Source organism: Bacillus sp. JAS24-2, assembly GCF_008274905.1.
Lineage (GTDB): Bacteria > Bacillota > Bacilli > Bacillales > Bacillaceae_G > Bacillus_A > Bacillus_A cereus.
Map to the genome: position 1 here is coordinate 2,058,793 of NZ_CP031068.1, position 16,840 is coordinate 2,075,632.

The following is a 16,840-nucleotide window of genomic DNA, read 5'->3' on the forward strand; positions in this document are numbered from 1 at the left end:
AGTGTTTTTTCACGAAATTGAGTTGAGAAGAATAGTTCGTTTAAATAAAAATGTTTTATCGTAACATTTAGAATAATTTGACGAGTGTAAATGAATTAGATTATCATAATGATAAATATCTTTTTTATGTATGCATATAATATATAAAAAGGTGGTTGCTAATGTAGAATTTTGTTAGAGTATTAGAATGCTTACTTCACTTGAATAAAATTAAGTAGGAGGTGGCTTCCTTGCTTACAAAGTAAGTAAGGAAAAGTATTTGGACATATATAGTATAAGTATAGTGATTGTTTTAATTGCTTTAACGGCATTTTTCGTTGCAGCAGAATTTGCAATTGTTAAAGTGAGAAGTTCACGAATTGACTATTTAATTGCAGAAGGAAATAATCGTGCAACATCGGTCAAAACAGTCATTACAAACTTAGACGAATATTTATCTGCTTGTCAGCTGGGAATTACTGTTACAGCTTTAGGAATTGGGTGGTTTGGTAAACCTGCGTTAAAGCAAATGTTTGATACGCTTTTTGCAAATTGGAATATCTCTACTCAACTAGCAGACATTTTTGCTGTAATTTTAGTGTTTTTGTTAATTACTTTTTTACATGTTGTAATAGGTGAATTGGCCCCAAAAACATTTGCAATTCAAAAATCTGAACAAGTGAGTTTACTTGTTTCTAAGCCGTTAATTTTCTTTTATCGTATTGCATTCCCATTCATTTGGCTATTAAATGGTTCAGCTCGAATCATTACGAAGCTGCTAGGGCTGAAACCGCCGAAGGGACATGATGAGGTTCATTCAGAAGAAGAATTACGGTTGTTAGTTTCAGAAAGTTATAAAAATGGTGAGATTAATCAATCTGAATATAAATATGTGAATAAAATTTTTGAATTTGATGATCGCATTGCAAAAGAAATAATGGTACCTCGAACTGAAATGAATATTATAAGTAAAGAGATGCCTGCTGAAGAAGCTTTGCAAAAAATGTCTCGTGAAAAATATACAAGGTATCCAGTTGTTGATGGCGACAAAGACCACGTAATAGGTTTTGTGAATTTTAAAGATATTTTTACTGAATTTGTACAACATAAAGCTGTTAATAAGAAGACAGTAGAGCAATATATGAGACCAATTATTTTAGTTATCGATTCTATTCCAATTCATGATTTGTTTTTAAAAATGCAAAAAGAAAGAACGCATATTGCTATATTGATAGATGAATATGGTGGAACATCTGGACTTGTTACTGTTGAAGATATTCTGGAAGAAATTGTTGGAGATATTCAGGATGAGTTTGATACGGATGAGCAGCCAGAAATTCAAAAGGTTAGTGAAACGAAGACGATACTAGAGGGAAAAGTACTTGTTAGTGAAGTGAATATGTTATTTGGTTTAGGGATTGATGATGATGGTGTTGATACAATCGGTGGTTGGATTTTAACGAAGAATATAGAGATTGCTGAAGAGGATTCCATTGAAATTGAAAATTATAAGTTTTGTGTGAAAGAATTAGATGGACATTATATAAAAAGATTAGAAGTTACAAGGATAGTAGAATCGATTGTTATTTTAGAAGATGAAAAACAAATTTCGTTACAAGAGCAAATTAGCTCGTAAACTCTGCTATATAGCAGAGTTTTTTTGAGCATAATGTTTTTTGAGGGATAAGGGCTATGATACAATGACATAAGTCAAACCTTTCACTAGGTGAAGTATTGTTGTATACATATATTTGGAAGGAGAAGAAGTATGAAAAAGCATTTATATATAAATGGAGATTGGAAATCTGTAAACACGTATAAACCATTATATGCACCATATTCTGAAGAAACATTAGCGGAAATTGCACAAGGCACGGAAGAAGATGTAAAAGAGGCTGTTACCGCTGCAAAAAATGCAATGACAAAAATGAATACATTATCTGCATATGATCGTGCGACTATTTTAGAGAAAGTTGCACAAAAAATGGATGAAAGAAGAGAAGAATTTGCAGAGATTATTGCAAAAGAAGCTGCAAAACCAATACGTGCTGCAAGGGGAGAAGTAGATCGTACTGTTCAAACATACAAATTTGCAGCTGAAGAAGCGAAGCGTATATATGGTGAGACATTGCCATTAGACGCCGCACCTGGTGCAGATGGGCGTATTGCATATACAATCCGAAAGCCGATTGGGGTTATAGGGGCTATTACACCATTTAATTTCCCATTAAATTTAGTAGCGCATAAAGTTGGACCAGCAATCGCTGCCGGAAATACAGTTGTATTAAAGCCAGCTGATCAAACGCCATTATCATCTTATGCATTAGTTGAGTTATTTGAAGAGGCAGGATTGCCAAATGGAGCTTTAAATATCATTTCTGGTCCTGGCTCCACGGTTGGTGAGGCAATCGTCAAAAATGATTACGTTGCTTCTATTACTTTTACCGGAAGTCCAAAAGTTGGAATCGGAATAAAACAAAAGGCTGGGCTAAAACGAGTTACGTTAGAACTAGGCTCAAATGCTGCTGTTATCATTGATGAAGATGTAGAGTTAACAGATGAAATAATTGAATGTGTAAAATGGGGAGCATTTGTTAATAATGGGCAAGTTTGTATTTCAGTACAACGTGTTTTTGTACATGAAACGAAAATGCATGAATTTCTTTCGAAGCTAAAGAAAGCGATGGAATCAGTTGTTGTTGGTGATCCACTGCTTGAGGAAACGGATGTATCAGCTTTAATTTCAAAAAGAGATGTAGAGCGAATTGATATGTGGGTTCAAGAAGCAATTAAGGAAGGAGCAACTGTTTTATGCGGTGGTAAGAAGCGGGATGCAAGAATTTTTGAACCGACTGTATTAACAAATGTTCCAGATCATGTATCTGTGCAGTGCCAAGAAGTATTCGGTCCACTCATGACAGTAAATACATTTAAAGAATTTGATGAAGCGATTGAACAAGTAAATAATTCGCGTTACGGCTTACAGGCAGGTGTATTCACAAATAATTTATTTAAAGCAATGCGTGCAATTGATGAGCTAGAGGTTGGTGGTGTCATGATTAATGATATCCCAACGTTCAGAGTAGATCATATGCCTTATGGTGGTGTGAAAGAAAGTGGTACGGGGCGTGAAGGAATTAAATATGCAATAGAAGAAATGACAGAAATGAAATTAGTATGTATTAAAAAATAAAATAGAAAAACTTAAAACTTGCACTAAAAAACGAGTAGGAAATGTTTACGATTCCATACTCGTTTTTTACGCTTCTAGTAACTATTTAATTAAGTGTAACTTTTACTTCATTTCTTGTTTGAAAATAGTATCTTCTACATAAATTTGTTCTTTATCTACAGCAGTAGCATGAGTTAATACTAAACCGATTGGTGTTTTTGTATCTTTATTTTGAACAATTGTAAAAGGAACATTTTTTTCGTTTGCTAATTTAATGTATTTTGATAAATGTGGGTAAGCAATGCCACCATTTAGGAGGAGTTGTAATGATTGAGAAGGGCGCATGCTACCCGCCACTTCAGAGTATACATTACTTTGCATTACTTGACCGATCGTTAAAGCGATTTCCACACGCTCACGTAATGTAGTTAAATACATATTACGTTCTTCTGGTTTGTTTTGCTTTTGGCCGTAAATGCCTTCTTGGAGATAATCTTCCACATTTTTATTTACCATATTTTTCACACCTTTCATTTTCTATTGTACGCAAGAATTAAAAATGATGCAAAAAAAGTCGTTTTGACTACGGAAATAATGAAAATATGTGAAGGAAAAAGGGGATTTGCATACAATTAGTTAAATAAGAAAGAAAAAATAATTTTATCAACAGAAATTAACAAAATGTGACAAAAATCTATTAACGAATCGTATTTTTTGTGTTAATATTCAAAATATAAAGGGTATTCGTCGTATGGAAATGGAGGGAATGGAGGTTTTTCCAATCGATAAGGATATTAAAGAAATATTTTGTTCACACTTGAAAAACAATAGGCACCAATTCGTAGAGAACTGGAAAAACAAAATGATAATTTCCGAAAAAGATCCATTTAAACTAGAAGTAGTTCAAAATGGAGAGGATTTACTAGAGTTAATTATCGAACTTACTATGGAAGATAAAGATATAAATTATCTTCAACCGTTATGTGAGAAAATTGCTATTGAACGTGCTGGAGCAGATGCGAATATTGGAGATTTTGTTTATAACGCAAACGTGGGAAGAAATGAACTTTTCGAAGCGATGTGTGAATTAGATGTTAGCGCTCGTGAATTGAAACCAATTATGGCAAAAATACATACTTGTTTTGACAAATTAATTTATTATACCGTTTTAAAATACTCGGAAATTATATCGAAGAATTTAGAGGAAAAACAGCAATATATTAACGAAACACATAAAGAAAGACTGACGATTTTAGGACAAATGTCAGCTAGTTTTGTACATGAATTTCGTAATCCGCTTACTTCCATTATGGGGTTTGTCAAATTATTAAAGGCAGATCATCCGAGTTTATCGTATTTAGATATTATTTCGCATGAATTAGATCAATTAAATTTTCGTATTTCGCAATTTTTACTCGTATCAAAAAAAGAAATGTGGAATGAATCGGAACGGTTTTGGCTTAATGACTTGTTTCAAGACATTATACAATTCTTATATCCGAGTTTGGTCAATGCGAATGTTTTGATTGAAAAGAATTTACCGTATCCAATTCCGCTTGTTGGTTATCGGAGTGAAGTGAGACAAGTATTTTTAAACATATTAATGAATTCAATTGATGCTCTTGAATCAATGAAAGAAGAACGAAAAATTATCATTGATGTATTTGAAGAAGATCAAGCTATTCGAATTGTGATAAAAAATAATGGACCAATGATTCCAGCTGAAAATGTAGAAACGATTTTTGAACCATTTGTAACTACTAAAAAGTTAGGAACTGGTATTGGATTATTTGTATGTAAACAAATTGTGGAAAAACATAATGGATCCATTATGTGTCGATCAGATAACGATTGGACAGAATTTCAAATTGCATTTCAAAAATAAACAGTCTACACCAAATGAATGGTGTAGACTGTTTTAATTTGTGAGTATAACGGCTTCTAATTTAGGATCTTTAGTTGAATAACCTACTATTGAAATTGTATAAATAACATTTGGTTCAACATTGAATTTCGGTATAGTCAATAAAACGTTTTTATTATCTGCGAGTGAAATTTCAATATCTGCTGTACCAGGGCTAACTTGCAAAAAATCGGTTATTTGTTTAAAGAGTACATTTTCAAATAAATGATCTCCATCTTTTAAATCTACATTTACAACAGGGGTATCTGGAGAGAAATGTGCAAAGCGTATTTTTGCTTGACCAGCTGGTAAATGTGTATTATCAAGTATAGGTTGTAATTGTAGGTGATTATCACTATTTATTGCAGCAAGAGTATAAGTATGATTTCCCATTATTGGTACCAACGCTGAAAAGATTGGAGTTTCATTTCCGACAGGAACAATATCTATACGGTATTTACCTTGCACTAATGATAAATAAGGGCTGAATTGCTTAAATGAAATATTTTTAATAACCTTTTGTCCGTTTACTAAAATGTCAACCGCCGGTATATTTGGATCGGCATGAAAAATTCTTATATGTGATGGTAAAGCAGCTTCTTGTGAGTCTCTTGTTTCATACGCCTGTACAAGTTTTGATAGTGCATCGTAATATTTCATATATAATTCTATATATTTTTTAGGGTTACGAAACTGATAGTAACGTGCGAGCTGTTCGTATTGCGTAACTTCTTGTCCATATTTTTCGATTTCAGATTGAGACATGAACATTCCTCCTTTGTCATCATTAAAACTATATGCGAAGCAAGAAAGCGGTTATGCAAAAAAAATGATTTTATAAAGGGAAAATTAAAAAGTGACAACAAATATGTTTTCATAAAGAGGTGTTGGTGCTTACGAGAATTTCACAGAGTAAAGCAGTACATATGACTGTACGAAAGTAAAATAAATGCCAAATTGAAAGTGCATTTCAATTAACATATTGAATACATGTCCAAAAATCGCTAGAAAACTAGGGATTTTTTTAATTATAGGCAAATACACATACAAAGTGATAATTGTCCTACATAAATTATAAAGGAAAGATACTTTGAATCTGAGGAAAGGAGTGCCACTTCGGGATAGGGATATCCCGATAGTAATTGTGAATGAAGTTATGAAAAGGTTTTGTGTTATAGACTGTAGGATGAGTTTGTAAACTTCATTTTTCTATTTATTTTAGCAATTGACAGTATTAACCCATAAGAGAGCGTCATGACGAACTGATTAGTGTGGTTAATCGGTTCTTTTTTTATAGTTTAAAAATGAAAAGTTTACATAATGAATAGGAATCTGAATTGATTAGTAAGGTGGGTGTCGAAATTTGTTTTAAAATATGCAATTTAAAGTAGGATAATAGGAAGGAGTTTAACGGGAGTTCCGTCGAAGTGTACAGAATGTCGGTATTTAAGGACAGCTGGCATTATGCTATAAAAACATTTGGTGATGCAGTCATTTCATATAAAAAGGAGGGTCATTTGGGCGTATAGAAAAGGGTTGGTCTTCGGTTTTTTAGTTCTGAATTTTCTGTTTTATAAAATTTTTTAAGCACTCATTTGTATATTTTATAATAGTTTTTTGATAAATTCACTGCTTTTGCAGAGGATTCTTTTTTATGAAAGAAACGTCAATTTTCTTCATATATATACAAATTGGAGAAATGGGGGAGCGCTATGCGCGATTACTTAATTAAACCACTTGTTGGTCAGCCGTATCCAATGATTTCACATGGAAAAGGTGTTTATTTGTATGATCAAAATGGCAATAAATATTTTGATGGTTCGTCAGGAGCAATTACGGCAGGTATTGGGCATGGCGTAAAGGAGATTGCAGACGTTATTAAAAAGCAAGCTGAGGAGATTGCTTTCGTTTATAGATCACAGTTTACGAGTGAACCAGCTGAAAAATTAGCGAAGAAGTTAAGTGATTTAAGTGTAGGAGATTTGAACTGGAGTTTTTTTGTAAATAGTGGTACGGAAGCGAATGAAACAGCTATGAAAATTGCAATTCAGCATTTTCAAGAGCGAGGTATTCAAGGGAAACATAAAATTTTATCAAGATGGATGAGTTATCACGGTATTACGATGGGTGCTTTATCAATGTCTGGGCATCCACTACGTAGACAACGTTTCGTATCTATTTTGGAAGATTATCCGACTATACCAGCTCCATATTGTTTCAGATGTCCTGTTCAAAAGGTATATCCAACTTGTCAGCTGGCATGTGCGACTGAACTAGAAAGATCAATTGAAAGAATTGGTGCAGAGCATATTGCTGCTTTTATTGCTGAGCCGATTATCGGAGCAGCTGGAGGCGCGGTTGTTCCGCCGAAAGACTATTATAAAGTCATTAAAGATATTTGTAATCATTACGATATTTTATTTATTGCGGATGAAGTAATGACTGGGCTTGGTCGTACTGGAGCATGGTTTGCGATGGAGCATTGGGGCGTAGAGCCGGATATTATGACACTTGGTAAAGGGTTAGGAGCGGGATATACACCGATGGCAGCGACAGTTGTAAGTGATCGTGTTATGGAACCAATATTACGTGGATCACGTTCAGTAATGAGCGGTCATACGTTAAGTGCAAATCCATTGTCTGCAGCAACGGCTTTAGCTGTTATTGAATATATGGAGAAACATAATCTTCCTGAGAAAACAGCAGAAAAGGGAGAGTATTTAATAAAAGGCTTACAGAAAGTTCAACAACAATCGACAATCATTGCTGATGTGCGCGGAAAAGGGTTGCTAATCGGAGTAGAATTGCAACCGTTTACAAAAGCGTCGGAGCTTATTTCAGTTGCAGCTAAAAACGGCCTGCTTTTATATCAAGCAGTTTCAGGGCAAGCAGGAAAAGAAGATAGTGCGCTGCTTGTAGCACCGCCAATGACAACTACATATTCCGAGTTAGATGAATTACTTTCAATTTTCTCTAAAAGTGTGGAAGAGATGATGCAAAAAGGAGGGCATAGTATCGCATGACAACTATTACAAATACATTCGGTAAATTAAAAGAAATTGAGGAAGTAATTTCTTTGTTCCATGATGATATGACATTAATGTTTGGGGGATTTGGAGGGATTGGATCCCCTCCATCTTTAATACAGGCAATTTTAGAAAAAGGCGTTACAAATTTAAATTTGATTGGAAATGACACTGGATTTCCTGATGTAGGTATCGGTCGTCTTGTTACAAATGAAAGAGTTAAATCAATAATTACTTCTCACATTGGCTCCAATCCAAATGCAGGAAGGCAACTAAACGAGGGAAGATTACAAATTGAGTTTTCTCCGCAGGGAACATTAGCAGAGCGCATTCGCGCTGGTGGCGTTGGTCTTGGTGGTGTTTTAGTTGATGTTGGTGTTGATACGATTGTGGAAGAGGGAAAACGAACAGTTGAAATGAATGGTAAGACCTACTTAGTTGAAACAGCATTAACTGCTGAAGTTTCAATTGTATATGCAAAAAAGGCAGATCCGTTTGGTAACCTTGTATTTGACAAAAGTGCACGAAATATGAATCCTCACGTAGCGATGGCTGGGGATATAACAATTGTAGAAGCGGAAGAAATAGTCCCGCTTGGAAGTTTAGATCCAGAGGAAATTGTCGTTCCAGGTGTTTTCGTAAATTATATTGTACCGTCGGAAGGAGTGAACTGGAAATGGGTATGGGCGTAGAAGTGAGGGATAAGATTGCTAGGCGTGCGGCGAAAGAAATACAAAATGGTATGATTGTAAATTTAGGTATTGGCATACCATCGCTTGTACCAAATCATTTGCCTGACGATATAAATGTTATGTTTCATGCGGAAAATGGAATCGTGGGCATGGGACCAACGCCAAGTAAAGGGAATGAAGACGAAAATTTGTGTAATGCAGCAGGTTTACCAACTTCTCTTATAACAGGAGCGAGTTATTTCGATAGCTGCACAGCGTTTGGGATGATTCGAAAAGGTTTGCTAGACATAACGATTCTTGGTTCATTACAAGTAAGTGAAAATGGCGATTTAGCAAACTGGATTGTACCTGGAAAACGTGTTCCAGGTATTGGTGGAGCAATGGATTTAGCACAAAAAGCGAAGCGGGTCGTTGTTGTGATGAATCATGTTGATAAGTACGGAAATGCAAAAATTGTTTCAGAGTGTACATTGCCATTAACTTCAAAGAAATGTGTAGATTTAATTATTACTGATATGGCAGTCATGGAGGTAACTCCGAGTGGACTTATATTACAAGAATTAATGAGCCCATACACAGTAGAAGATGTAAAACGACATACAGAAGCTGATTTTCAAATTAGTTCTAACTTACTAGTAATTGAATGAAGGGAGATGTAATATATGGAGCAATTAAAAAAGCAAGTTTGTGATTATATTGAGAGCCATGAAGAGGAAAGTGTGAAATTTTTAAAACGATTAATTCAAGAAAAGAGCGTATCTGGTGATGAAAGCGGTGCGCAGGCAATTGTGATTGAAAAATTACGTGAATTAGGTTTAGATCTCGATATATGGGAGCCCTCCTTTTCTAAAATGAAAGATCATCCTTATTTTGTATCACCCCGTACAAGTTTTTCAGATAGCCCAAATATTGTAGCAACTTTAAAAGGAAGTGGCGACGGGAAATCTATGATATTAAATGGGCATATTGATGTAGTTCCAGAAGGGGATGTGAATCAGTGGGAACATCACCCTTATAGCGGTGAGAAAATAGGGAATCGTATATATGGCCGTGGAACGACGGATATGAAGGGCGGAAATGTCGCACTTATGCTTGCGATGGAAGCGATCATTGAATCTAGTATTGAATTAAAAGGAGACATCTATTTTCAAAGTGTAATAGAAGAGGAAAGTGGTGGAGCAGGGACATTAGCAACTATATTACGAGGATATAAAGCAGATGGTGTCATTATTCCAGAGCCTACTAATATGAAGTTTTTCCCGAAACAACAAGGTTCCCTGTGGTTTCGTCTACGTGTAAAAGGGAAAGCTGCACACGGTGGAACGCGCTATGAAGGGGTTAGTGCAATTGAAAAAAGCATGTTTGTTATAGAACATGTAAGAAAGCTAGAGGAGAAAAGAAATAGTCGAATTACAGATCCGTTATTTAAAGGAATTCCAATTCCAATTCCAATTAACATTGGCAAAATTGAAGGAGGGAGTTGGCCAAGTTCTGTTCCCGATGAATTAATTTTAGAAGGAAGATGCGGTGTTGCACCGAATGAGACTATAGAGGCGGCAAAAGAAGAGTTTGAGAATTGGATTGTTGAATTAAATGATGTGGACAATTGGTTTGTTGAAAATCCGGTAGAAATAGAATGGTTTGGAGCGAGATGGGTTCCTGGTGAATTAGAAGAAAATCATGAACTCATTACAACACTTCATCATAACTTTGTTGAAATCGAAGGGAACGAACCAATTATTGAAGCATCTCCGTGGGGGACTGATGGAGGTTTATTTACACAAATTGCAAACGTACCAACAATAGTATTTGGTCCAGGAGAGACGAAAGTAGCACACTATCCAAACGAATATATAGAAGTTGATAAAATGATAGCTGCCGCAAAAATTATTGCATGTACATTACTAGATTGGTGTGAGGTGAAAAAATGAAATACTATGAATCTTTTAGAGAACAGACGAATTGTTATACAGTAGAAGGCGTTTTAGATTATTTTAATAAACGTATCCGGGTAGATCACTATACAGGAAATGTTGAAAGTATTATACAGACAATTGACGAACTAGCAGAGAAACATTCTTTCACTAAATGTATTATTAAAGGAAAGGGAGAGCATGTTTCAACATGGCTCTCTTTCGGTTTTTTGTTGGAAGCAACGATACCTCATTATTTTCAAGGACACGATGCATACTTTTTTGTGAAATATAATAATGATGAAAGACGAAATAGTATGCATTGGACTGAGGAAGATACTATATTAAGCGGTGTAAAAGGAAAAGAAATAAAAGAAAAAGTAGTTCCAGAGAAATTTTTGCTGAGAAAAGCGACTGAAGAAGATGCAGAAGAATTAGCAACTGTCTTCGGAAAAGTATTTGAAGTGTATCCGACACCTTTAAATGAAGCGAGTTATGTATTACAGACGATGAAAGAAGACGATACAATTTACTACGTGTATGAATTTGAGGGGAAAATTATTAGTACAGCATCTGCAGAAATGAACATAAAGGAAGGAAATGCAGAATTAACGAATTGTGCTACTTTACCTGAATATCGTAAACATGGATTTATGAAAAGTTTACTAATTAAATTAGAGGAAGAGCTTCGAGAAAGATCTATTTTCTGCTCCTATACAATTGCTCGATCGCTTTCTTTCGGAATGAATGCTGCCTTTCATCAATTAGGCTATACGTATACAGGAAGACTGGCGAATAATTGCTACATTTTTGATAAGTTGGAAGATATGAATATATGGGTGAAAGATCTATCTAGTTATTCGAAAGCAGTAAAACTTCCGTCTCAAAATTTGGTTGTAAAGCAAAACAGTTAGGTGGAGCTGGGTGTTCGAAAAGCTGTACTAATTAGAGTTTCGAGTTATCTAATTAAAATATAAAATTGGTCAAAATTATAGAACGGAATCGCCATGCTTACAATCGCACATAGGTGTGCCGAAAATTCGGCATGTAATTGCCGGATTTTCGGCAAGAGGGGGGATGACATTGCTAGCAGTTTCGACACAAGAAGTCATTGAAGCGATTTTGGGCAGTATTGATGAGGCTATACACGCTGTAGATGAAAATGGAATTACAATATTTTATAATTCTGTAGCTGCAAAACACGATGGATCCAAGATTGAAAAAGTGTTAGGGAAACATCTGTTAGAAGCGTTCCCGTCTTTATCAAGGGAAACGAGTACATTGATGAAAGTACTAGATACAAAAAAACCTATCGTACATCAGGTACAACATTATCAAAATTTAAATGGTGAAGATGTTTGTACAGTAAATACGACGTTACCTATTTTTATAGATGGGAATATTGCTGGGGCTGTTGAAATTGCAAAGGATTACTCTACAATTCAAAAACTTACTGACACAATTGTTGACTTACAGTCGAAAATAAAGCGATCATCTAGAAAAAAAGTGATTAAAAAGCACGCTGCATTTGAGACGATAGTGACAAATGATACGCGGTTTAAACAGACGAAAGAGTTAGCACAAAAAGTAGCACCAACAGACGCGAATGTTTTAATATATGGTGAAACAGGAACAGGAAAAGAACTGTTCGTACAAGCAATTCATGAAGCTTCTAAAAGAAAAAACAAGCCATTTATTGCACAAAACTGTGCAGCTTTACCAGAGTCGCTATTAGAAAGTTTATTGTTTGGAACGACAAAAGGAAGCTATACGGGAGCGATTGAAAGAGCTGGGCTATTTGAACTTGTTGATGGTGGTACATTATTTTTAGATGAACTGAATTCAATGCCTCTTGATTTGCAGGCAAAAATGTTACGAGTGTTAGAAGATGGAGTCATTAGAAGAATTGGTGATAATAAGACGAGAAAAGTAGATGTTCGTGTTATTACTGCAATGAACCAGCCTCCAGAAATATGTTTACGAGAGAATAAAATTCGCACTGATTTATATTATCGCTTAAACGTATTTTCATTATATATCCCACCGCTTCGTGAAAGAACTGAGGATGTACTATTATTAGCATCTTATTTTTTGAAAGAATATAATAAAAGTTATAAAAAAGGTGTACTTCAAATTGATGAGGAAGCGAAAGATAGACTGCAAGCTTATCAGTGGCCTGGAAATGTCCGGGAGTTAAAACATACGGTTGAACATGCTGTTATTATTGCAGAAGGGAATACATTAACAGCCAATTGTTTACCACGTACATTTCGGAAAGAGAAGTTTTCGAAGAAGAAGGGTATAATGCCACTTAGAGAAGCACTTCATCAAACAGAAAAAGAATTAATAGATCAAGCGTTGATTGAAACGGAAGGGAATATATTACAAGCCGCAAAAATGTTGGGTATCCCTCGTCAAACGCTTCAATATAAACTGAGCAAGTACGACAAAACCGCCGAATAATCGGCGGTTTTTGTGTGTTTGCACCAATAAAAGAGCGTTTACATATATAAAAAGTAATGAATATGATGTTAAGTATTGATTTCATACAACGCTTAAAAATATTTTTTCGCTTATGTAATAGGGTTCTCCGCACATTTACTTATCAACAATGTAAAGTTGGCATAACTATTGCTTATATAAAGGATGAGCGTATAAAAAGGGGGAATAGCAATGTTACATGATGTATACAAACCAAATCGTCACTGGAAGGATATCGAATTATGGAAAGATGTTACTGAAGAGCAATGGAATGATTGGGTTTGGCAATTAACGAATACGATCAAAACGTTAGATGACTTAAGAAAAGTGATTAACTTAACACCTGAAGAAGAAGAGGGCGTTAAAATTTCAACGAAAACGATCCCGTTAAACATTACACCGTACTATGCTTGGCTAATGAATCCTGATGATCCACGCTGTCCGATTCGGATGCAATCAGTACCGATTTCGGAAGAGTTATATAAAACAAAATATGATTTAGAAGACCCACTTCACGAAGACGAAGATTCACCAGTTCCAGGGCTAACACATCGTTATCCGGACCGTGTACTATTCTTAGTAACAAATCAATGTTCTATGTATTGTCGTTACTGTACACGTCGTCGTTTTAGTGGACAAATTGGAATGGGTGTACCGAAGAAACAATTAGATGATGCAATTGCTTATATTCGTGAAACGCCACAAGTACGAGATGTATTAATCTCCGGTGGTGACGGACTTCTAATTAACGATAAAATTTTAGAATATGTATTAAAAAATTTACGAGAGATTCCGCATGTTGAGATTATTCGTATCGGAACGAGAGCACCAGTAGTATTCCCACAACGTATTACAGAAAACTTATGTAACATTATTAAAAAATACCATCCAGTATGGTTAAATACACATTTCAATACATCTATTGAAATTACTGAAGAATCGAAAAAGGCATGTGAAATGTTAGCGAATGCTGGTGTTCCAGTCGGAAACCAAGCAGTAATTTTAGCTGGTATTAACGACAGCGTTCCAATTATGAAAAAACTTATGCATGACTTAGTAAAAATCCGTGTACGTCCATACTACATTTATCAATGTGACTTATCTGAAGGTATCGGTCACTTCCGTGCACCAGTATCTAAAGGTCTTGAAATTATTGAAGGTTTACGTGGACACACATCTGGTTATGCTGTTCCGACATTCGTTGTTGATGCGCCAGGCGGAGGCGGTAAAATTGCACTTCAACCAAACTATTTAATCTCACAAAGTGCAGATAAAGTTGTACTTCGTAACTTTGAAGGTGTTATTACGACGTATCCAGAGCCAGAGAGCTATATTCCAGGAAGAGCGGAAGGATACTTTAAAGAGATTTATCCGAACTACGAAGAAAAACGTTCAGATGTTGGTATCGCAGGTCTTATGAGCGATAAGAAATTTAACCTCGTTCCAGACGACTTACAGCGTATGAACCGTCGTAAAGACTACGAAGATAATGATACTCATGCATCTTTAAAAGATAAACGTGATAAGCGCGATCAATTAAAAGATAAAAAATATCAAGCACAAATGGCTAAGTTAGAAGAAAACGACAAAAAAACTGAGGGTGATGCAGTATGAATTGTATGTGGTGTGACAGTACAGAAGCGAAAGAAAGCTTGAATACTGTATATTGGGAATTACCAGATGGTACGAAAGCCATTGAAATCCAAGAGACACCATGTATTTCTTGTTCCTCGTGCGGGATGGACTATCAATCAGACCATACAGTAAAAGAAATTGAAGATCAATTATTCTTAATTTACACGAAAGATTTACCAAAACAACTAACATATGAAGAATTAATGGGAAGACCGCGTCTATTAAAAAGAAATTATTTCGACTTTTAACCAGCTTTTATGCTGGTTTTTTTCTTTTTTGCCTTGTATAATGTACCCAAGTTAGAAAGGTAGGGAATATTTTTGAAAAAGACATTTTACCATTATATGATGAAGCATCGTGCAGCTTTATTTAGAAATGAAATTTCAGATTTAGCAGAGGCGATGTATGATGATTTAAGTTTTCCGAAGCAATCTGAAGACTATGATGAAATTAGTTCATACTTAGAGTTGAGCGGAATGCTAGAAAGTATGTCTATATTTGATGAAGCCTGGGATTTATACATACAAGATAGATAAAAACTATTTGAAAACATACAGAATACATTACTTTATTTAAAGTGAAGTATTCTGTATGTTTTTTTATTATGAAATTTGTTGATTTGAAGCTAGTCTAGTTACTAGCTTTTGTTTGAGTGTAATGTAAATTTTATAAGATTATATTTTTTATTGAAAAAATTTATGAATATAAGCTTCTGTGATAAGCGTTTTTATGTAGGTTGCATATACTGATATCAAAATCACGACGTCAAAAAAAGGAGAGATAGAGATGGCAAGAAAAAAACAACCTAAATACAACGTAGGGGACATAGTCGTGATTACGCTATATGGAACCGTTGGGAAAATCACAAATATGAAGGTTTTAGATGGAGTTTATGTATACGAAGTCAATAATCACGATGGATTTTACGTAGAGCAAACTTTGCAGCACGTTACAGAGCAAGATATGAAAAAGGGCGATACGGAGTGGATTGAATTAAATTATAATTTCACGTTTGGTGATCTTGTGCAAGTAACTGGATATGATAAAGATGTTTTCCGTATTGTTGGTTTTCGTACAGAAGTATGGAGATATAAGAATGACGCATGGGAAGATACAATTTATGAATTGTCACGGATTACGGATGGTGAATGGTTAGAAGCGGATGAATCAGATTTAACGTTACTCGCCAATGCTCAAACGGCAAATGCAATTTTGAAGAAAATGAAACAAGATAAAGCAGGTATGAATAAATTAGATTTAGGAAAGTTAAAGTCAATTAACAACTCGAAAAAAGTGAGTGTTAAGACGAATCGTCAAGAAATCATTGATGGATTACTTGACATTTATAACGATTATCAATTATTGTTCGATACATTTAAAGATGAAGAATATAAAATTGTAATGGATGTTGTTCATAATTATTTAGTTAAATTGACAGAGAAAAAATAGTTAACTAGAAAGAGAGAATAAATTGAACAACAACATATGCAGTATAAGGTATGCCTACAACTATTAAAAAAATAAAAAGCCACTTTATAAGAGAGTCTGCCCATTGATCTTCATGCATGAACTCTTCTTTTGTTTGTCCTACTTCATATTGATTTTCCATTATTATTTCCCCCTTTGAATAGCTTGTACTACAATCGTATGCATCTCGTCCAAAGCTTATGACCTATAAAAAAATAAAATCTATTTTTCTAATCTCATATACATAATTTTGAGATTTTTTCATAAAACAGAAATAAAGGAGTGATGCTCATGAAGGAAATTGAAGTCGTGATTGATACGGAAGAGATTGCGGAGTTTTTTTATGAGCAACTAATTGAAAGAGGGTACGTCCCAAAACGAGAAGAAATTGAAGATCTCGCAGATATTACATTTGAGTATTTATTAGAGAAATGCATGATTGATGAAGTTTTTGATGAAGAGGATGAATGAAAGTAACGACGGGCATAACTCGTCGTTTTTTACTCTTTACAAACCTGTCACAAGTATAGTCAATAATTATTGATATAATGAAAAGGAAATTTTACTCAAGA

Annotated in this window: 17 protein-coding genes; 14 read left to right on the top strand and 3 right to left on the bottom strand. The window is 34.7% G+C overall.

The genetic code is table 11. The annotated features are described in order from the left end of the window. Positions 1-259: 259 nt before the first annotated feature. Positions 260-1,615 carry a hemolysin family protein gene (locus DN407_RS10775; protein WP_149216236.1) on the top strand — a complete coding sequence of 452 codons (1,356 nt, stop codon included), beginning with the start codon at positions 260-262 and terminating at the stop codon, positions 1,613-1,615. A gap of 132 nt (positions 1,616-1,747) precedes the next feature. Then, positions 1,748-3,172, top strand: coding sequence for an aldehyde dehydrogenase family protein (locus DN407_RS10780; RefSeq protein WP_149216237.1), 1,425 nt, complete (start codon positions 1,748-1,750; stop codon positions 3,170-3,172). 102 nt (positions 3,173-3,274) lie between these two features. On the opposite strand, the gene DN407_RS10785 is transcribed toward DN407_RS10780, so the two are convergent. After that, positions 3,275-3,667 carry a YueI family protein gene (locus DN407_RS10785; RefSeq protein WP_000247557.1) on the bottom strand — a complete coding sequence of 131 codons (393 nt, stop codon included), beginning with the start codon at positions 3,665-3,667 and terminating at the stop codon, positions 3,275-3,277. 235 nt (positions 3,668-3,902) lie between these two features. Here DN407_RS10785 and DN407_RS10790 point away from each other — a divergent pair, with 235 nt between their 5' ends. Next, a complete protein-coding gene (locus DN407_RS10790) occupies positions 3,903-5,036 on the top strand; it encodes a BA2291 family sporulation histidine kinase (RefSeq protein ID WP_000425086.1) in 1,134 nt (377 codons plus the stop codon). Between the two features lie 33 nt (positions 5,037-5,069). Here DN407_RS10790 and DN407_RS10795 read toward each other — a convergent pair whose 3' ends face one another. Then, a complete protein-coding gene (locus tag DN407_RS10795; protein WP_000083284.1) occupies positions 5,070-5,819 on the bottom strand; it encodes a DUF4397 domain-containing protein in 750 nt (249 codons plus the stop codon). Positions 5,820-6,766: 947 nt separating this feature from the next. Here DN407_RS10795 and DN407_RS10800 point away from each other — a divergent pair. The 10 genes from DN407_RS10800 (at position 6,767) to DN407_RS10845 (ending at position 16,250) form a co-directional block, all read left to right on the top strand. After that, entirely contained in the window at positions 6,767-8,077 is a 1,311-nt protein-coding gene (locus DN407_RS10800; protein WP_001205879.1) for an aspartate aminotransferase family protein, read from the top strand. After that, positions 8,074-8,772 carry an acetate CoA-transferase subunit alpha gene (gene atoD / locus DN407_RS10805; RefSeq protein ID WP_000208102.1) on the top strand — a complete coding sequence of 233 codons (699 nt, stop codon included), beginning with the start codon at positions 8,074-8,076 and terminating at the stop codon, positions 8,770-8,772. Before DN407_RS10800 ends, atoD begins: the two co-directional genes overlap by 4 nt. Continuing rightward, positions 8,757-9,419 (top strand): CoA transferase subunit B, encoded by a 663-nt coding sequence (locus DN407_RS10810; protein WP_000525278.1) that lies wholly within the window; start codon positions 8,757-8,759, stop codon positions 9,417-9,419. Before atoD ends, DN407_RS10810 begins: the two co-directional genes overlap by 16 nt. Before the next feature lie 15 nt (positions 9,420-9,434). Next, entirely contained in the window at positions 9,435-10,703 is a 1,269-nt protein-coding gene (locus DN407_RS10815; RefSeq protein WP_149216238.1) for a peptidase, read from the top strand. Then, positions 10,700-11,599, top strand: coding sequence for a putative beta-lysine N-acetyltransferase (ablB, locus tag DN407_RS10820; RefSeq protein ID WP_000878603.1), 900 nt, complete (start codon positions 10,700-10,702; stop codon positions 11,597-11,599). The genes DN407_RS10815 and ablB overlap by 4 nt, the downstream gene beginning before the upstream one ends. Positions 11,600-11,762: 163 nt before the next feature. Next, on the top strand, positions 11,763-13,148 hold the full coding sequence (gene rocR, locus DN407_RS10825) for an arginine utilization transcriptional regulator RocR (protein WP_074643110.1): 1,386 nt from the start codon (positions 11,763-11,765) through the stop codon (positions 13,146-13,148). 210 nt (positions 13,149-13,358) lie between these two features. After that, positions 13,359-14,780: a lysine 2,3-aminomutase gene (gene kamA, locus DN407_RS10830; RefSeq protein ID WP_000902142.1), complete on the top strand. Its 1,422-nt coding sequence runs from the start codon at positions 13,359-13,361 to the stop codon at positions 14,778-14,780. Further along, the gene (locus DN407_RS10835) at positions 14,777-15,049 is read left to right on the top strand and encodes a YokU family protein (RefSeq protein WP_000995763.1); all 273 of its coding nucleotides are present in this window, start codon (positions 14,777-14,779) and stop codon (positions 15,047-15,049) included. The genes kamA and DN407_RS10835 overlap by 4 nt, the downstream gene beginning before the upstream one ends. A gap of 72 nt (positions 15,050-15,121) precedes the next feature. Continuing rightward, the gene (locus DN407_RS10840; protein WP_000750717.1) at positions 15,122-15,337 is read left to right on the top strand and encodes a YozE family protein; all 216 of its coding nucleotides are present in this window, start codon (positions 15,122-15,124) and stop codon (positions 15,335-15,337) included. A gap of 250 nt (positions 15,338-15,587) precedes the next feature. After that, on the top strand, positions 15,588-16,250 hold the full coding sequence (locus DN407_RS10845; protein WP_000101499.1) for a hypothetical protein: 663 nt from the start codon (positions 15,588-15,590) through the stop codon (positions 16,248-16,250). Between the two features lie 4 nt (positions 16,251-16,254). Here DN407_RS10845 and DN407_RS10850 read toward each other — a convergent pair whose 3' ends face one another. Further along, positions 16,255-16,410, bottom strand: a complete 156-nt coding sequence (locus DN407_RS10850) for a DUF3930 family protein (protein WP_000431486.1) — start codon at positions 16,408-16,410, stop codon at positions 16,255-16,257. Between the two features lie 149 nt (positions 16,411-16,559). Here DN407_RS10850 and DN407_RS10855 point away from each other — a divergent pair, with 149 nt between their 5' ends. Then, positions 16,560-16,739, top strand: coding sequence for a YozD family protein (locus DN407_RS10855; protein ID WP_000658451.1), 180 nt, complete (start codon positions 16,560-16,562; stop codon positions 16,737-16,739). Positions 16,740-16,840 lie beyond the last annotated feature (101 nt).

Bases quoted from the DNA above. Each gene is read 5' to 3' on its own strand.
- DN407_RS10785 (WP_000247557.1), bottom strand. From the start codon at position 3,667: ATGGTAAATAAAAATGTGGAAGATTATCTCCAAGAAGGCATTTACGGC.
- ablB (WP_000878603.1), top strand. From the start codon at position 10,700: ATGAAATACTATGAATCTTTTAGAGAACAGACGAATTGTTATACAGTA.
- DN407_RS10800 (WP_001205879.1), top strand. From the start codon at position 6,767: ATGCGCGATTACTTAATTAAACCACTTGTTGGTCAGCCGTATCCAATG.
- DN407_RS10850 (WP_000431486.1), bottom strand. From the start codon at position 16,410: ATGGAAAATCAATATGAAGTAGGACAAACAAAAGAAGAGTTCATGCAT.
- DN407_RS10845 (WP_000101499.1), top strand. From the start codon at position 15,588: ATGGCAAGAAAAAAACAACCTAAATACAACGTAGGGGACATAGTCGTG.
- DN407_RS10810 (WP_000525278.1), top strand. From the start codon at position 8,757: ATGGGTATGGGCGTAGAAGTGAGGGATAAGATTGCTAGGCGTGCGGCG.
- DN407_RS10795 (WP_000083284.1), bottom strand. From the start codon at position 5,819: ATGTCTCAATCTGAAATCGAAAAATATGGACAAGAAGTTACGCAATAC.
- DN407_RS10855 (WP_000658451.1), top strand. From the start codon at position 16,560: ATGAAGGAAATTGAAGTCGTGATTGATACGGAAGAGATTGCGGAGTTT.
- kamA (WP_000902142.1), top strand. From the start codon at position 13,359: ATGTTACATGATGTATACAAACCAAATCGTCACTGGAAGGATATCGAA.
- rocR (WP_074643110.1), top strand. From the start codon at position 11,763: ATGACATTGCTAGCAGTTTCGACACAAGAAGTCATTGAAGCGATTTTG.
- atoD (WP_000208102.1), top strand. From the start codon at position 8,074: ATGACAACTATTACAAATACATTCGGTAAATTAAAAGAAATTGAGGAA.
- DN407_RS10815 (WP_149216238.1), top strand. From the start codon at position 9,435: ATGGAGCAATTAAAAAAGCAAGTTTGTGATTATATTGAGAGCCATGAA.
- DN407_RS10835 (WP_000995763.1), top strand. From the start codon at position 14,777: ATGAATTGTATGTGGTGTGACAGTACAGAAGCGAAAGAAAGCTTGAAT.
- DN407_RS10790 (WP_000425086.1), top strand. From the start codon at position 3,903: ATGGAAATGGAGGGAATGGAGGTTTTTCCAATCGATAAGGATATTAAA.
- DN407_RS10780 (WP_149216237.1), top strand. From the start codon at position 1,748: ATGAAAAAGCATTTATATATAAATGGAGATTGGAAATCTGTAAACACG.